At 64.7% G+C, this 16,236-nt stretch carries 15 protein-coding genes; 8 read left to right on the forward strand and 7 right to left on the reverse strand.

The window, feature by feature from the left end; genetic code table 11:
• Positions 1-67: 67 nt before the first annotated feature.
• Genes RA20_RS24740 through RA20_RS16890 form a run of 8 tightly spaced genes read left to right on the forward strand, consistent with a single transcriptional unit; the run spans position 68 to position 9,405 of the window.
• Positions 68-1,276: a polysaccharide deacetylase family protein gene (locus tag RA20_RS24740; protein ID WP_052249041.1), complete on the forward strand. Its 1,209-nt coding sequence runs from the start codon at positions 68-70 to the stop codon at positions 1,274-1,276.
• Positions 1,273-2,715, forward strand: a complete 1,443-nt coding sequence (locus tag RA20_RS16860; RefSeq protein ID WP_039131312.1) for an O-antigen ligase family protein — start codon at positions 1,273-1,275, stop codon at positions 2,713-2,715. Before RA20_RS24740 ends, RA20_RS16860 begins: the two co-directional genes overlap by 4 nt.
• A complete protein-coding gene (locus RA20_RS16865) occupies positions 2,702-3,940 on the forward strand; it encodes a glycosyltransferase (RefSeq protein WP_241482275.1) in 1,239 nt (412 codons plus the stop codon). The genes RA20_RS16860 and RA20_RS16865 overlap by 14 nt, the downstream gene beginning before the upstream one ends.
• Positions 3,937-5,100 carry a glycosyltransferase gene (locus tag RA20_RS16870; protein ID WP_039131317.1) on the forward strand — a complete coding sequence of 388 codons (1,164 nt, stop codon included), beginning with the start codon at positions 3,937-3,939 and terminating at the stop codon, positions 5,098-5,100. The genes RA20_RS16865 and RA20_RS16870 overlap by 4 nt, the downstream gene beginning before the upstream one ends.
• Positions 5,093-6,268 carry a GNAT family N-acetyltransferase gene (locus RA20_RS16875; RefSeq protein WP_039131321.1) on the forward strand — a complete coding sequence of 392 codons (1,176 nt, stop codon included), beginning with the start codon at positions 5,093-5,095 and terminating at the stop codon, positions 6,266-6,268. The genes RA20_RS16870 and RA20_RS16875 overlap by 8 nt, the downstream gene beginning before the upstream one ends.
• Before the next feature lie 2 nt (positions 6,269-6,270).
• Complete coding sequence (locus RA20_RS16880; protein WP_039131324.1) at positions 6,271-7,365, forward strand: lipid II:glycine glycyltransferase FemX; 1,095 nt, start codon at positions 6,271-6,273, stop codon at positions 7,363-7,365.
• Positions 7,362-8,294, forward strand: coding sequence for a sulfotransferase (locus tag RA20_RS16885; protein WP_039131326.1), 933 nt, complete (start codon positions 7,362-7,364; stop codon positions 8,292-8,294). Before RA20_RS16880 ends, RA20_RS16885 begins: the two co-directional genes overlap by 4 nt.
• Positions 8,295-8,304: 10 nt before the next feature.
• Positions 8,305-9,405, forward strand: coding sequence for a GNAT family N-acetyltransferase (locus RA20_RS16890; protein WP_082018043.1), 1,101 nt, complete (start codon positions 8,305-8,307; stop codon positions 9,403-9,405).
• A gap of 67 nt (positions 9,406-9,472) precedes the next feature.
• Here RA20_RS16890 and RA20_RS24745 read toward each other — a convergent pair whose 3' ends face one another.
• The 7 genes from RA20_RS24745 to RA20_RS16930 form a co-directional block, all read right to left on the reverse strand.
• Positions 9,473-10,933, reverse strand: coding sequence for a heparin lyase I family protein (locus tag RA20_RS24745; protein ID WP_052249042.1), 1,461 nt, complete (start codon positions 10,931-10,933; stop codon positions 9,473-9,475).
• A gap of 378 nt (positions 10,934-11,311) precedes the next feature.
• Positions 11,312-12,454: a M56 family metallopeptidase gene (locus tag RA20_RS16900; RefSeq protein ID WP_039131332.1), complete on the reverse strand. Its 1,143-nt coding sequence runs from the start codon at positions 12,452-12,454 to the stop codon at positions 11,312-11,314.
• Entirely contained in the window at positions 12,444-12,839 is a 396-nt protein-coding gene (locus RA20_RS16905) for a BlaI/MecI/CopY family transcriptional regulator (RefSeq protein ID WP_039131334.1), read from the reverse strand. The genes RA20_RS16900 and RA20_RS16905 overlap by 11 nt, the downstream gene beginning before the upstream one ends.
• A gap of 346 nt (positions 12,840-13,185) precedes the next feature.
• Positions 13,186-13,464 carry a DUF2160 domain-containing protein gene (locus tag RA20_RS16915; protein ID WP_039131340.1) on the reverse strand — a complete coding sequence of 93 codons (279 nt, stop codon included), beginning with the start codon at positions 13,462-13,464 and terminating at the stop codon, positions 13,186-13,188.
• Positions 13,465-14,262, reverse strand: a complete 798-nt coding sequence (locus RA20_RS16920; RefSeq protein WP_039131342.1) for a carbohydrate ABC transporter permease — start codon at positions 14,260-14,262, stop codon at positions 13,465-13,467.
• A gap of 12 nt (positions 14,263-14,274) precedes the next feature.
• Positions 14,275-15,138, reverse strand: coding sequence for a carbohydrate ABC transporter permease (locus RA20_RS16925; protein WP_039131344.1), 864 nt, complete (start codon positions 15,136-15,138; stop codon positions 14,275-14,277).
• Positions 15,138-16,232 carry an ABC transporter ATP-binding protein gene (locus RA20_RS16930; protein WP_039131347.1) on the reverse strand — a complete coding sequence of 365 codons (1,095 nt, stop codon included), beginning with the start codon at positions 16,230-16,232 and terminating at the stop codon, positions 15,138-15,140. Before RA20_RS16930 ends, RA20_RS16925 begins: the two co-directional genes overlap by 1 nt.
• Positions 16,233-16,236 lie beyond the last annotated feature (4 nt).

The raw sequence follows: 16,236 nt of genomic DNA on the forward strand, positions 1-16,236 counted from the left end.
GGCGCGCAGAGGATACAGCAGCGGCCCTGGCCGGACTGGCCGCAAGGCTGAACGGCGCCGGGCGCTTTTGATCTGGGCCTGTGGGGTTGCCGCGATCCTGCTGTTCTGGCTGGCTGTCCCAGCGGGGGCATGGCCGCGCTGGAGCGTCCTGCCGGCGCTGGCGGGCTGGCTGTGGATCGCCGATGGCTGGATGCGGCGGCCGGGCGGGGTGCCCTGCCTCACCTGGCACAGCGTCAGCGCGGACGCGTCCTGGCTGCCCTGGGCATCCGAGACTTCTGTGCGGCCGGAAACCCTGGACCGCCAGCTGGCGCTGTTGCGGCAGATGGGCTGCACGGCGATGGACAGCGCCACCTTCATCCGCCGCCGCAGGGCCGGCGATCCGGTGCCCGCGGGGACAGTGCTTTTGCACTTCGATGACGGGTATCTCGACAATTGGGTTGCGGCGGCGCCGATCCTGCGCCGCCATGGCATGTGCGCGACCCTGTTTGTTTCGCTGGAATTCGCCGCCCCGGAGCGCCCTGCGCCGCAAAGCCTGGACGACACTCCATGGCCGTCCCGCTGGGATGGGTATCTCAGCTGGGGGGAGATCCGGGCACTGGACCAGCCCGGGCCGGACAAGGTGTTTGATGTGCAGCCGCATGGGATCAACCACATCCGGGTTCCGGTCGGCCCGCACGCGGTTGGCCGGCTTACACGGGGCAATTGGAAACGCCATGCCTGGATGCAATGGGCCGCCATGCGCGGCAGCAAGCACGACTGGTACAGGGCCGAAAAACCGCCTGCTGTTCCCGCGGGGACTGCAATCCCGGAAAGCGACGCGGCGCTGGCCGCTCCGGCCTTCACCGGGGGGCGGTTTGAGAGCGAGGCGGAATATGCAGCCCGTGTCGGCGCCGAACTGGCCCGCTGCCGCACCGAGTTCAAGGCCCGCCTGGGCAAGGTGCCTGACCTGTTCTGCTGGCCGCAGAACCGGACCTCGGGCCTGGCTCGCCGCATTGCTGCGGAAGAGGGCTACTTGGCCTCCACCGCAGGCAATGGCAGCAACCGCGAGGGTGAGGACCCGGCAGTGATCAGCCGGGTGCACGCGGGGGAAAACGCAGCAGGGTTTCGCAGCGCGCGGCTTGATGCCTGGCACTTCCGTGCCACCGTGCGCTGCTTTCAGGGCAACCACTACTGGTACCTGCTGATCCTGGCCGCGAGCCTGAGCAAAGCGTTGCACAAGCGACTGAACCTGCGCCCTCAGCGCAGGCAGCAGCGCCGGGGGGCGCGGACGGCATGATCTGGCGGCTGACCGGATACCTGCTGCTGACCGGCATCCTCGGCTTTCTGGCACTGCTGCTGATCGCCTTTTCGCTGGCCTCGCCGAAAATGGGTGCCGCGCTGGTGCCGGGCCTTGCCGTGGGCGGGCTGGTCACCCTTAATCCCTTTGCAGCACTGACACTGCTGGTCACCTTTGCGCATCTCGATGCACTTGCCAGCATCCTCTCGAAGGCGCTGCCGCTTTCGGCTTTCAAGCTGCTGACCGTTGCCGCGCTGGGCGGGCTGCTGCTGAAAGGCTACCGCAAGCCGCGGCACTTGCGGCTGGGCCCTCGCAGCCGCACAAAGTCACTAGTGATGCTGTTCCTGCTCTGGCTGGGGATTTCCTTCCTCACCTGCGAATACCCCAGTGCAGGCAAAGACCATGTTATCGGGTTCGCCAGCGTGATTGTGCTGTTCTTCCTGATCGTTGCGATGGCCGACACGCCGCGCCGCCTGCGCTGCTTGGTCTGGATCCTGGTTGGCACCGGGCTGGTTTCGGGTCTGTTTGTGCTGGCCGAAAGCTTCCTGGGGGTGCGGCTGGTCGCCACCGAGGCGGCCGCAACCACTGCCCAGTTCGAAGGAAAGGCCCGCAGTGCCGGCGCTTCCAATTACAATCCGACAACGGCGGCGCATATGCTGCTGTGCACCGTCGTAATTGCTGCGGTTTTGTTTTTTGAACACAAGCCTTTGCGCTGGTTCAGCGGCGCTGTGGTATTGATCGGGACTGCCGGTCTGGTGCTGACGCTGGCGCGCTCGGCAGCGATTGCGCTGGCGCTGATCGCAGTGGTCTACATGTGGCGGAACCGGGGGCACCGGATGTTCCCGCTGCTGCTGTTTGCAATGGCCGCCGCCGCCGCCGCCGCGATGCCCTTTGTGCCCGAAGTCTATTGGGAACGGATGGGCACGATTTTCGAACAGGGCTCGGACCGGACCCTGCTGCGGCGGTTTTCCTACAATCTGATCGGCCTGCAGCTGTTGTGGGAGAACCCGGTATTCGGCGTCGGCCCCGGCAATTATCCGCAATTCTACGCGGGCGACGAATTCCGCTGGTATCCCGGGCGCGAACCGGCACCGCGGCAGCTGCACAACAGCTACCTGGAAGTCGCAGCCGAGCTGGGGCTGATCGGCCTGGCGCTCTTCCTTGGCGTGATGCTCAGCGCCATGAAAGCCGCACTGCAGACCGCGCGGGCCGGGATCCCTGGACTGTCGGTCTTTGCCAAGGCACTGGCCTATGGCTTTGCCGCTTTTTTGATCGCGTCGCTGTTCATGCCCAACGAGGACACTAAATTTATGTGGATCCTGCCCGCGCTGTGCGTGGCGGCACGGCATCTCAGCCTTGGGGAAGGCTCCGGCAGCGGAACAGCAGACAACGGCCCATCAAGGAGGGGCCAGGCGGGCAGCGGAGATGGGGGACTCTGACATGCGGCTGGCGGTGATCGTCACGGAATATCCGAAATTCACCGAAACCTTCATCCTGCGCGATGTGATGAAGTTCATCGAGTTCGGCGCCGAGGTGCGGCTGTACCATCTGGCGCCGTTCAACACGTCGGAAGTGCTGCATGATTTTGCCAAGCCAACTAGGGCCATCGCGAGGCATGTCGGGCTGGTAAGCCCCCGCACCCTGGCCAGCTTTGGGTCGCGGCTGGGCAGCATGGCCGGACCGCTGGCTCTGATCGGGGCGCAGCAGGGCGGCAAACCGGTGCTGGCGGGAAAATCCGCCGTGGTGTCGGTTGCAGCCAGCGCTATCGCCCGCGAACTGACGGAGTGGGGCGCCGACCATGTGCACGCAGAGTTTGCAGGCCACCCGGCCACCGCCGCCTGGGTGATCCACCGGCTGACCGGCATCCCCTATTCTGTGAGCTGCCGGGCGCATGACATTTTCCGCACCCAGCGCCTGCTGGCCGAAAAGCTGGGCGAGGCGTCTTTCGTGCGCACCATCAGCAACTACGGGCGCGACTTCCTGGCCAGCCATGTGCGCGGCCTGCGGGGCGAAGAAATCCAGGTGATCCACTCCAGCGTTGATGTGAAAGCCATTCCGCAGCTGGGGCCGCCGCCGCAGAAAGGGCCGTTCCATGTGGTCTATGTGGGCTCGCTGCAGGTGCGCAAAGGCGTAGACCTGCTGCTGCGGGCGCTGGCGGCGCTGGAAATCCCGGAGTGGCGCTGCTCGCTGGCAGGCGACGGGCCCGAGCGCGAAGCGCTGGAAGGCCTGGCAGCAGATCTGGGCCTGGGCGGCCGGGTGTCTTTTCTGGGCAAGCAGGATTTTGCAGCGGTCAGCAAGCTTTTTGAAAGCGCCAATGTGATTGCGGCGCCGTCGGTGATCGGACCCTCAGGGCGCACCGAGGGCATCCCGAATGTGGCGATCGAGGGGCTGGCTTTCCAGCGGCCGGTGATCTCGACCAATGTGTCCGGCATTCCCGAACTGATCCGCCCCGGCCAGACCGGCTTTTTGATCGAGCCGGGCTCGGTGCCTGAGCTGCTTTATGCGCTGGAGGCCGTGCATGCCGATCCGGGCGGCGCCTATGCGATTGCCAGGCAGGGGCGGGCGCTGGTGGAAGAGGAATTTTCGCTGGCGGTCAATGCGCAGCGTCAGTTCAATCTGTTCCGTGCCCATTCTGCGGCGGCGATGGGGAGGGCGGCGGAATGATCCTGCTGTTCTGGATATGCGCCGGGCTGATCCTGTTTTCGCTGGCCGGGTACGGGCTGCTTTGGTGCTTGCTGGCAGCCGTCGCCGGCCGCCGTGCGCCGCTGCCGCCCGAACAGCCGCTGCGGGCGACGGTGCTGATTGCCGCCCGCAACGAGGCCGCTGCGATCCGCGCCAAGCTGGAAACCATTCTGGCGCAGGACTGCGGGCCGCATTGGGTGGACGTTCTGGTGGTCTCGGACGGGTCGGAGGACGCCACGCTGGAGCAGGCGCTGTCGCTGAACAGCCCGCGCATCCGCGCCTTTCAGACCCCGGAGCATGGGGGCAAAGCCCAGGCGCTGACCGCCGGGCTGGCCCGGATCGAGGCGGATGTCGTGATCTTCTCGGATGCCAACAGCATGCTGGCGCCAGGTGCTTTGCGCCATCTGTTGGCGCCGTTCTCCCAGGCCGGGACCGGCGGTGTCTGCGGCCGGCTGCAGCCGCAGCGCCGTCAGGGACGCGGCGGCTGGCTGGCGCGGGCAGAGCGGCTGTTCTGGTCCTATGACTCCGGCCTCAAGGCGGCGGAAAACCGGCTTGGCGGGGCGGTCTCGGCGCAAGGCACGCTGTATGCCATGCGGCGGCGGCTGGTGCCGGACCGGGTGCCCGGCGACGTGGCGGATGATTTCTATATCTCTGTGCAGGCCCCGGCGCAGCACCGCCGCCTGGTGTTTGAACCGCGCGCGGTGGCACAGGAAGCGGTCACCAGCCATACCGGCGACGAGTTCATGCGGCGCGTGCGCTCGACTGAACGCGGCTGGCGGGGCCTGATACGGATGCGGCATCTGATGAACCCTGGCCGCTACGGGCTCTATGCGCTGCAGCTGATGTTTCACAAAGGGCTGCGGCGGCTGGTGGCATTCCTGCTGCCGGTGATGCTGGTGCTGAGTGTGGCGGCAGCGGCAGAGCATGGCGGCATGTATACCGCAGCCCTGCTGGCGCAGCTGGCCGTCTATGGCACCGGCGCCGGTTCGCTGCTGCTGCCGCTGCTGGCACGGCTGCCGGGATCGGGGCTGTGCCGGTTCTTCGTGATGGGCCATGCGGCGATGGGCTTTGGCATCCTGCGGGCGATGGCAGGGGTGCGCAGCGTGCGCTGGGCGCCGGCCCGGAGGATGGCCGATGAATAACTGCGCTGCCATCCGCGGCGCCCCTAAGGCGGCGCTGGAGGTCCAGGTGCTGACCAGCTGGGCGGATCTGGCGGCGCGGGAGGCGGACTGGCGGGCGATGCACGACAACTGCCGCGGGCGGCTTTATTCTTCCTTTGACTGGCTGGCGGCGCAGCAGGCGGGTTTCGGGCCGCCGGAGGCGCTGCGGATTGTCACCATCTGGCAGGGCAGGGACATGGTGGCGGCGGCGCCGATGTGCCTGATCCGCAAGCGGTTCAGCAAGCTGCTGCCGCTCTACCGCCCGCGGGTTCTGTCCGGCTGGGTCTGCAGCTACACCGGCTTCTTCGAGTTTCTGGCCACCAGCCGCGACACTTTACGGGCACTGCTGGAGGCGGTCTGCCGCGAAGCTCCCAGGGGCGGGATCGAGCTGCCCACCTTCCGGCTGTGCACCCGCGATGCCTTTACCACCCGCTGTCTGCGTCTGGGCGGGCTGGATCTTTGGCAGGACCGGGCGCAGGGCGCCTCGATTGCCGAGAACCTTTGCGATTGGGACAGCTACTGCCAGAGCCGCAGCCGGTCGTTTCGCAAGAAGGTCCGAGTTAGCAGCCGCGAATTGCAGCGGGCGGGTGCAGAAGTTGAAGCCTTTCTGTCGGAGGCGGAGGAGCCGGTGCAGCGGATGCTGGCTCTGTCCGGGCGTTCGTGGAAGCAGCGCACGGGGACCGGTATCGCTGCCCTGCACGGCGGCGATGTCTTCCTGGCCGATCTGTGGAGGCGTTTTGCGGGCCGGGACAACGGCAGTCTGGTCCTGATCCGGGCTGAAAACGCCGATATCGCCTCTTTCTGCGCGGTACGCTGCAAGGACACGTGGTACAGTGTGTTTTCCGAGTTCGACGAAGCCTATGCCGGCATGGCTCCGGGCCGCGCCAGCTTGTACCAGGGTCTGCAGCAGCTGATTGCGAGGGGGCAGCCCGCGCGGGTGGAATTCGGCCGCAGGACGCATTTCCTGAAAGACTTCGAAACAGGCTCATTTCAGGTCCGGCGCGTGCGAGGAGTGCCGCGGGGCAGCGGCGCCTACTGGCTGCTCAAGCTGGAGGATGAGCTGCGCGAACTGACCGGCCTGCGGGGAATGCTGCCGCAAAAGAAACTGCGCCGGGCAGATGTGACGCATCATGGGGGCGGGGAGGCATGACCATGCTTGACAGGCTGCATTGCGAGTCCGCCGGCCTGCGGGTGCGGGTCCATGACGGCTTGACGCCCAAATCGGCGCGGCGGCTGCAGGACTTTCTGGAAGACTGCCCGTCTGCCAGCTGGCTGCAATGCCCTGAATTCACCCGGCGCTGCCCGCCGCCGGGCCGCCACCGCTATGTGATGCTGAGCGCGGCTGAACGCCATGGCAGGCTGGCGGGTTTTGGCCTGGCCCGGCTGTCGCGGCTGATGCCCGGGCGCTACCTGGCCAGCTTCCGCCGCGGGCCGGTCACCCGCTCGCCGGAGGACCTGGCGCGGATCCTGCCTGGCTTTGCGGCGCGGCTGCGGCAGATGGGCTGCTGCTCGATGCAGCTGAACCCGCGCTGGAGCGGCGCGGGGGATGTGGCGGAGGTCACAGGCATCCTGCAGAGGGCCGGGGCCCGGCAGCTTCCTGCTGGCGAGCAATCACTGCATGCAGCGACAGCGCTTGTCAGCCTGCGCGGCAGTCCGGACGAGCTGATGGGACGGCTGAAGCAGCGCTGCCGGCGGCAGATCCGCAAGGCGGCCAAGGCGGGGCTGGAGGTGCGCCCGGCAAAAAGCGAAGCGCAGGCGCTAGCCTTTGGCGGCTTGATGCGGGGCTTTTTCAAAGCCCGGGGCCTGGGGCTGGAGTCGGTGCCGCCGGTAGAGCGGCAATGGGCCATGACCCGCGAACGCGGCGCCTTTCTGCTGGCCTGGCAGCAGGACAGGCTGATGGGCGGCCATGTGATGATCGGTGACGGCGGCCGCGCGTTCTGGCTGGTGCTGGCCCGGGCCGAGGGGCAGCGGGCAGCGGCGCCGGCGGGGTATCCGCTGATTTGGGAAGCGCTGAAAACGGCGCAGGCGCAGGGATTTTCCGTCTATGACATGGCTGGCGCCCCGGACGGTGCCGGCGCTCCGGATGCCGGAGCACGCAGCCGGGACCAGTTTAAATCGGCCTTCAACCCGGATGTGACACCCTTGGTGCCGGCTCATGTGCTGCCGTTGCGCCAGCCGGACCATGCAGTTCTGTTCGGCCTTCGGCAGAAGGCGCGCGGCCTGCGCGCAGCCTGGAGGCAGCGATGACCGCACGCGCGCCCGTTCCGGTGTTTGTGCTGGGTCTGCAGCGCAGCGGCACCACGCTGGCGGCCAATCTGCTGGCAGCGCAGCCGGGCATTGCCGCAGTGGCGGCCAAACAGCACCAGGGAGTGCATGAGAGTGTGTTCTTCTCGCATTTCGCGCCGTCTTTGGAACCCTGGCCCGGCCCCGGTTTCCGGGCAGCGGCAGCCGGGGATTTTTTCGACAGCGCGTATTTTCAGCTTAGCGGCCTGGGGCCGGATTGGGGCAGGCAGGCTGCCGAGGCTGCTGCCAGTCCCGCCGCACTGTTCTGCAGCATGATGGAAGCGCTGGCGCAGCGGCAGGGCGCGGCGGCCTGGGTTGAAAAGTCGCCGCATCATACACTGCTGGCTGCCAGGATCGCTGCCCAGGTGCCGCGGGCGCGGTTTCTTTGCGTGATGCGCGAAACCCGCGGTTTCCTGCGGTCGCGGCTGTGGTCTTATGGGCGGCAGCCGCCGCCCTATCCGCAGCGCGCGGCGCTGATTGCGCGGGCCTGTGCCTCCAATGTGTTCCACCGCCGCTACATGCGCAGCCTGCCTGGCCTTCTGGGCAGGGACCGGGTGTTTCTGGCGGATTTCGAAACTCTGCGCGCGGCGCCGGACACCGCGCTGGCGTCGCTGCTGACGGAGATTGGCCTGAAGCCGGGACGGCTGCGGGCGCCGGGCTATGCGGCGAACTCCAGCTTTGCCGGCCCGGATCAGCGCAAGCGGGCACTGACCCGCGTTGATTGCGCACTGGCGAAGGCGGCTGAACGGGCAGCGGAGGCGGTTCCGCAGGTGCTGCTGCAGCATCTGCAGCGCCGCCTGGCGCGCCGCCGCCCGCGGGTTTTTCCGCATTGGGTATGGGCCAGGGAGGCAGGACCAGCCGCTTCCCGCTGCCATCTGAACCAGCAGGATTGAGAGGCTGCCGATGAAACGGGTACTGAGATTGGAAATTTCCGGCAGCCTTGAAGAATTGGAGGCACTGGACCGGCAGCTGGAGATGCTGGCACATTCCTGCACTGCCGGGGCCTTCGACAGGCCCGGATTCTTCCTGCCCTGGGCGCGGGCCGCGGTAGCCGATGGCCAGCGGCCAGCCTGCCTATGCCTCTACCGGGGCAGCGAGCTGACCGGATTCCTGCCGGTCTTCTTCCACTGCGACCGCAAAGCACTGATGGCGCAACGAGGCCGGTTTCCAGAGTTCGGTTCCTCGCCGGCCTTCGACCTGCTGCTGGCGCCATCCGAAGACGAGGAGGAAACCTGCGCCTTGCTGGTTCAGGCGCTGGACCAGCAGAATTGGCTGGATCTGACCTTTGCCAACCTGCCTGAGGACAGCCGGCTGGCACAGTGCCTGCCGCTGGCATGTCAGCGGCAGGGTTTCCAGGTGAACAGCCTGCCAGGCCTAAGCTACCACATGATTGACGGACTCAATGACAGCGCCACCTTCCTGGCGCAGATGAAAGGCCGCAACCGGCGCAACTGGAAACGCAAGGAACGCCACCTGCGCGAGACCTGCGACATCCACCATTTCACGCATGAGACCGACTATGTGTCCTGTCTGCCGATGCTGCGGGACGTTCTGGAAAACAGCTGGAAGTTTGATGACCGGATGCGCGGCATCGGCTTGCCGCTTTACGAGAACCAGGTGCTGGGCACCGCGCGCGACGGGACGCTTGGCATCTGGTTTGCCTGCCTGAAAGAAAAGCCGCTGGCATTTGCTTTTGAACTTGCCGACCCGCGGGGCGGCCATCACGGCTACTTCATGGCCTACAATGCGGAATACGCCAGATTCGGCGCCGGCGGGGCACTGGCTTTTATGGCAATCCTGAAAAGCCTGGATAGCGGCAACCCCAGATATGATCTCTGGTCAACGCGGGGGCATATGAGCCAGCTGGCCAATTGCGCCCGTGCAACAACGGTTCTGGAAGTCCGCCGCAGGGGAGCGCTGCCCCGCCTGCGTCTTGCGGCAGCGGAACAGATCAGGGCTGTGCGCCATGCGCTGCAAACTGTTAATCCCCGCCCGCAGGCATAGGCTGCGGACGAGGAAGATTTGTGTCAAACGGTCTGATTGCCGGGCAGGTCCGGCCTGCCCAAGCGGATCAGGCCAGGATGAAGTCGTTTGAGGACAGCTCGGCGTAGGCCACCCCTTCCAGCAGGATTGAATCCGCACCGTGGGAGATCAGCACACCGGCGTCCGCGCCGCCTTGCTCCTGGATCCGCACATTGCGCAGCTCCGCCGCGTCGAAGTCGAGGAACACTTTGTCGGCACCGGCCGCAAAGTCGATTGCCACGTCATTGCCGCTGCCCGAGCCGAACACAAAGGTGTCATTGCCCTTGGCGCCCTTGAGCGTGTCGTTGCCGCTGCCGCCGTCGAGCCAGTCATTGCCCTTGCCGCCGTTGAGGCTGTCTGCGCCATTGCCGCCGTAGAGCTTGTCGTTGCCCGCGCCGCCCATGAGCGTGTCGTTGCCGTTGCCGCCCTTCAGGCCGTCATAGCCGTTGCCGCCCCAAAGAGAATCGCCGTCCTCGCCGCCGTAAAGCGAGTCGCCCTGGTCACCGCCGAACAGTTCGTCCCGTCCGCCGCCGCCATAGACGGTGTCCTTGCCGCCGCCGGCGCGCACTGAATCGCTGCCGCCCTGGCTGCGCAGCATGTCAGCGCCCTGATAGGCGATCATCGCATCGCTGCCCGCGGTGCCGGTCAGTACGTCCTCTCCATCGGTGCCTGCCACCTTGTTGTATTCTGTGCTGTCCGCCGGGTCAGGATCCGCCGGTGCGGGATCAACTGGCTCGGGTTCAACCGGCTCCGGATCAACCGGGTCGGGCTCGGCCGGCGGCTGGTTGGGGCTGACCTCGTTCACATAAACCGGGTTGGCTTCGGTGCCGGTGCGGTAGATTTCCTCGGCAAACTGCAGCGAGTCCAGCGGATCCACTCGGTAGAAACTGTCGTTGGCGGTGCCTGGCAGATCGGTGCTGACCTCAATGTTGCGCACAGCAAGCGCGGCGTCATAGTCGTTTACGTTGGCTGTCAGGCCAACCTGCACCGTATCGATCCACGAGTTCGACGAGGTGGTGTCGACGGTCTGGCCGTTTTCATCGACGACCTTTTGGCCGTCCAGATAAACCCGCACTTCGCCGTCGTCGCCGCGGCCCGGGCGCAGTTCCACTTTGAGCGAGTACCAGCGGCCGGTCTCCAGTTCGTCCATGTCGGCGGGCCACAGTTCCTTGATGCCGATCTTGCCGCGTTCAACGCGGATGATGCCGTCGCGGACCTGGATGCGGACACCGGGATTGAAGCCGCTGCTGGCAGCTTTGCTTTCGATGTCGGCCAGATAGATGTGGCTGGTGGGCATCCCATCGGGGATCATAAAGTCGAATTCGGCGGTGACCACGCCGGAATTGTCGGTGGTGTTGATCGCGGTACTGTAGGTCGATTTGCCGACCTTGGAACCTGCCGAACCCGCCCGCATCAAGGTGACATTGCCGTCATCAGAGATGTCGATCCGGCCATCCTGCAGCTGGATCAGCGTCTCTGCATCGACGCGTTTGTAGTCGGTCTGGTACATGCCTGTTACCTCATACTTTGCACATAGCACTGTTGCGCTTCTTGTGGACTTGAGGCGGGGCCGAAGGAAAGCCGCCGGAGCGGGCGGTTCCGGCGGCATAGCGGGAACCTGCCAAGCGGCAGCGGCGGAGTTGGTGAAAAATTGCTGAAAATTCCCCTCAAACCGGCATCTGAAGCGGATCAGCGTCAGGAAATGACGCATTATGGTTGAGTGATAATTTTGCTAAACAACCTATGGGGGCTATTCCTGTCGGCGGTTTCCGGCCAGCAGTACCCGGTGGCCGTAGAAGGTCAGAGAACAAAGCGGGAAAATCGGCCGCAAGAAGCTCCGACTCAGGCCGCCGGGCGGGTTCGCGGCGTCTGATTTTGGGCGGTGGAGTTATTGGCTGGGGACAGCGAACCCGCCATTCAGGGCGCTGACAGCGGTGTCCGGCGCGCTGTTGCGGCTGGCCATGCGCTCCAGGTTGACGATGGTCGAAAGCATGATCCGGTCATGGCTCCAATCGCTCGGCCGCTGCAGCAGCATGGCTGTGGCCAGCACCAGCCCGGCCATGAGGCTGGAGACCAGCGCCCAGCCGAGCGGGCTGTGTGCTTGCGGCTGCGGTGCGGTTACCGCCAGAATGCGCCGCTGCAGCGAGGCGCCGCGGCGGGTCTCGCGGCGGTCGACCAGCGCAACTGCCGGGCTGCGGCGCATGAACAGCGCCGGGTTGCGGGCGGCATGGGCGCAAGCGCGGATCAGGCATTCGCAATAGGCACGCACGTCGAACTGCGGCCGCGCCATCAGCGCCTGATCGCAGGCAAACTCGCGCAGCAGCCGCACCTCGCGGCGCCACAGGTAGAATGCCGGGTTCCAGAACAGCAGCGGGCGCAGAATCTCCAGCAGGAATTCGCATTCGATGTCGCGCTGGCGGAAATGCTGCAGCTCATGGGCGATGGTCAGGCGCAGGTCGCGCGGGTCGTTCAGCAAAGCGGCGGGCAGGACAACATAGCGGCGCAGCAGCCCGCGGGTGGAATAGGCCACCCGGATGCTGTCGGATACCAGCAGCTCGACCCGGCCAATGCGTTTCCAGGTGAAGGCGGCAGCCAGGTTCTGACGCAGCCGGAAGACAGAAACCGCCACATGCGCGAGGCAGGCCACGGCGCCCGCGGCAAAGCCTGCGGCGAGGATCTGCGCCCACAGCGGCTGCAGAGTGGTCAGGCTGCGCACCGCGTCCTCGCGCAGGCCCAGCAGCGTTTCGAACTCGCCCGCGCTCATGCTGACGTTGCCCTGCAGATACTGCGAGACCAGCAGGTCGGAGAAATTCGGCGGATGCGAGATTATGAAGCGGGTGAAGGCCAGGATCAGTGCCGGACAGATGGCCAGGAGCACCGTCATCCCGTTCAGGAGCCGCAGCTGCGGCTGGTAGGCGCGGCCCAGTTTGCTGCGCGCCAGGGCCTTGCGCGCGCCAATCCACAGCGTGGCGCCCGCCAGCAGCAGGATATTCAGATCGATATAGGCATTCAGCAGAACATCAGTTGGCATTGTCCCCCAGCCTTTCATCCAAGAGCGCCCGCATCTCTTCGAGCATCTCGTCGGTCACATCCTCATCATCGACCAGCCGCGCCACCAGGGCGGCGGGCGCGCCGTTGAAAAGCTTGCTCGAAAGGTTTTTCAGAGATGTTTTCTGATACTCTGCCTTGGGAACGGCGGGGCGGTAAACCAGGGAGCGGTCCTTGCGCTCGCTGGTGAGGAAGCCCTTCTGCTCCATGATCTTGAGAACCGTCGCCACCGATGTGTAGGCGCGTTCCTGTGCCTTGTTCAGCTCAGCCAGGATATCGCGCACGGTGCCGCCGCCCAGGTCCCAGACCACGGTCATGAATTCCAGCTCAACCTCGGTCAGCAGGGAATTGTCCAGTTTCTTGCGCATGAGATCGGCGGTCCGGTCCGTTTTGGTTTCAGGCCATGCTAGGGGATGGCGGCCCATGTGAAAACTATTTTTTTAAGAGACGCGCGGCTGCGGGGCGGCTGTTGCCGAAATGTGCGCTTCCGCGCGAGTCTATGCAGCAGGGGGCGGGGCGCCATACCCTCTTGACGGTGGCGTCCGGGGAAGGGTCTGCGGTTCTGGCTGAGACGGCCTTGAAGGGCAGGTTTGCCTTCAAGGCCCGTGCCGATTGTGGTTTTGGTTCAGCGCGTCAAGGGCAAGCCGCCTGCGGCGGGGCCGCTGGCCCCCTTGACCCGCAGGGGCGGTGCTAAACCTGGCTGGTCCGCTGGCGTCAGACCTTCCAGAAGCAGAAAACGCCCCAGGCAACCGACAGCCCCAAGGGCCACCACAGCGGCATGCCCACCAGACCCAGCCAGGCCAGGAAGATGTAGGAGGTGCCAAGAAGGCTGATGAACAGCCGGTCGCCGCGGGTGGTGGTAAGGCCCAGCACGCCTTTGCGGGCGGCTCCGCCGGGGTGGCGGATCTCAGCGATGATCAGCACGCCGATGGCGCTGAAGATGCCGATGAACAAAAGGGCAGTGGGCCAGGTCCAGGCCATCCATGAAAGCATTTAAACCCTCCCCATCGCGAAACCCTTCGCGATGTAGTTGCGGACAAACCAGATCACGATGGCCCCCGGGATGATGGTCAGAGTGCCGGCCGCCGCCAGAAGTCCCAGTTCATAACCCGCCGAAGACGCGGTCTTGGTCATGGTGGCGGCAATCGGCTTGGCAGCGACGGCAGTGAGGGTCTTGGCCAGCAGCAGTTCCACCCAGGAGAACATGAAGCAGAAGAAGGCCGCCACGCCGACGCCTGCCTTGATCGACGGCACAAAGATCGTCGCAAAGAAGCGCGGAAAGGAATAGCCGTCGACAAAGGCGGTCTCATCCAGCTCCTTGGGCACGCCGCCCATGAAGCCCTCAAGAATCCAGACTGCAAGGGGTATGTTGAACAGGCAGTGCGCCAGCGCCACGGCCAGGTGGGTATCGAACAGCTCCACCGCGGAATAGAGCTGGAAGAAGGGCAGGGCAAACACCGCGGCCGGGGCCATCCGGTTGGTCAGCAGCCAGAAGAAAAGCTGCTTGTCGCCCAGGAAGCGATAGCGGCTAAAGGCATAGGCCGCCGGCAGGGCCACGGCGATGGAGATCACCGTATTGATCGATACGTAAAGGATCGAGTTGATATAGCCCCAGTACCAGCTGGGATCGGTGAAGATGGTCTTGTAGTTGTCCAGCGTGAAGGTCTGCGGGAACAGAGAGAAGCCCGCGAGGATTTCATTGGTCGTCTTAAAGCTCATCGCCACCAGCCAGTAGATCGGCAGCATCAGGAACAGAATATAGACGATGGGGACGATGGATCGTTTCTGCATCTGATCCCTCCCTTAGTTCAGGTCGTCTTTGGTCATCAGCGTGTAGAACAGCCAGCTGACCAACAGAGTGATTGCGAAATAGATGAGCGACATGGCAGCAGCGGGGCCGAGGTCGAATTGACCAAGCGCGATTTTCACCAGGTCGATGGACAAGAGCGTTGTGGAGTTGCCGGGACCGCCGCCGGTGAGCACAAACGGCTCGGTGTAGATGTTGAAGCTGTCCATGAAGCGCAAGAGGATGGCGATGGTCAGCACTGTCTTCATCTTGGGCAGCTGGATGAACCGGAACACCGCCCAGTTGGAGGCGCCGTCGATCTTGGCTGCCTGGTAATAGGCGTCGGGGATCGACACCAGGCCCGCATAGCTCAGCAGTACCACCAGCGAGGTCCAGTGCCAGACATCCATGGTGACAATGGTCACCCAGGCGGCAACCGGATCCTGGGTCATGTCATAATTGATGCCCAGCACATGGTTCAGGAAGTAGCCCAAAAGGCCGATGTCGGGCAGAGTGAAGATGTTCCACATCGCCCCGACCACGTTCCACGGGATCAGCATCGGCAGCGCCATGGTGACCAGGCAAACCGGCACCCAGAACCCCTTGCGCGGCATCGACAGTGCAATGGCAATGCCCAGCGGCACCTCGATGATCAGGATCAGGAAGGTGAACAGGAACTGGCGGCCAAGCGCTGCGTGGAACCGGTCCGACCGCAGGATCTGTTGGAACCAATCCAGCCCCTGCCAGAAGAACACGTTGTCGCCAAAGGTCTCCTGCACCGAATAGTTGACCACCGTCATCATCGGAATGAGCGCGTTGAAGGCGACCAGCACCAGCACCGGCAGCACAAAGAACCAGGCTTTCTGGTTTTCGGTTTTCATCAGGCCGCTCCTTGTTCGTCTGCAGCGGGGGAGGTGGCGATCCAGCCATCGACGTAAAGCCGGGTCATGTCCTGGCGGAAGGCCAGATGCACGGAACTGCCTTTTTCCGGCGCTCCGCCTTCGGTGACAGCATTGATGCGGCAGCCGCCTGCCTCGCATTCGACCACCGTGTGGCGGCCCACGTCAGAGACCTTGGTGACAATGGCAGGCAGGCCGTGATCCGCCAGCGAGACAAACTCGGGACGGATGCCGATTTCTGTCTGGCCATCTGCTGCGCCTTGAATGGGCCCCTCCAGCGGAATGGCCTGGCCTGCAAAGACCGCGGCGCCGTGCTGCAGCTCGCAGGGCAGGATATTCATGCCGGGTGAGCCGATGAAATGGCCGACAAAGGTATGGGCAGGGCGTTCGAACAGCTCAACCGGCGTGCCGATCTGCACCACCTCGCCCAGCTGCATCACCACCACCTGGTCGGCGAATGTCAGCGCCTCGGTCTGGTCGTGGGTGACGTAGATCATCGTCGCCTTCACCCGCTGGTGCAGCTCCTTGAGCTTGGAGCGCAGCTTCCATTTCAAATGCGGGTCGATCACGGTGAGCGGTTCGTCGAACATCACTACGTTCACGTCCTCACGCACCAGCCCGCGGCCCATGGAGATCTTCTGCTTGTTGTCAGGCGACAGGCCCGCTGCCTTCTGGTCCAGCATGTCCGTGACTTCTAGCATTTCGGCAATCGCCATCACCCGCTGGCGCACGGTGGCCTCGTCCCGGCCGCGGTTCCTCAGCGGGAAGGCCAGATTGTCGTAGACTGTCATGGTGTCGTAGATCACCGGGAACTGGAACACCTGGGCGATGTTGCGCTGATCCGGGGGCAGGGCGGTCACGTCCTGGCCGTCAAACAGGATCTTGCCTTCGGACGGGACCAGCAGGCCTGAAATGATATTGAGCAAAGTGGATTTGCCGCAGCCCGAAGGGCCCAGCAGCGCATAGGCACCGCCGTCGGTCCAGTCGAGGTCGATTTCCTTCAGCGCGTAGTCCGAGGCGGACTTCGGTGTAGAAAGATAGCTGTGTCGCAGTTTGGAGAGAGTTATTTTAGCCATTGAT

It is taken from the genome of Leisingera sp. ANG-Vp, from assembly GCF_000813725.1.
In the GTDB taxonomy this organism is placed as follows: domain Bacteria; phylum Pseudomonadota; class Alphaproteobacteria; order Rhodobacterales; family Rhodobacteraceae; genus Leisingera.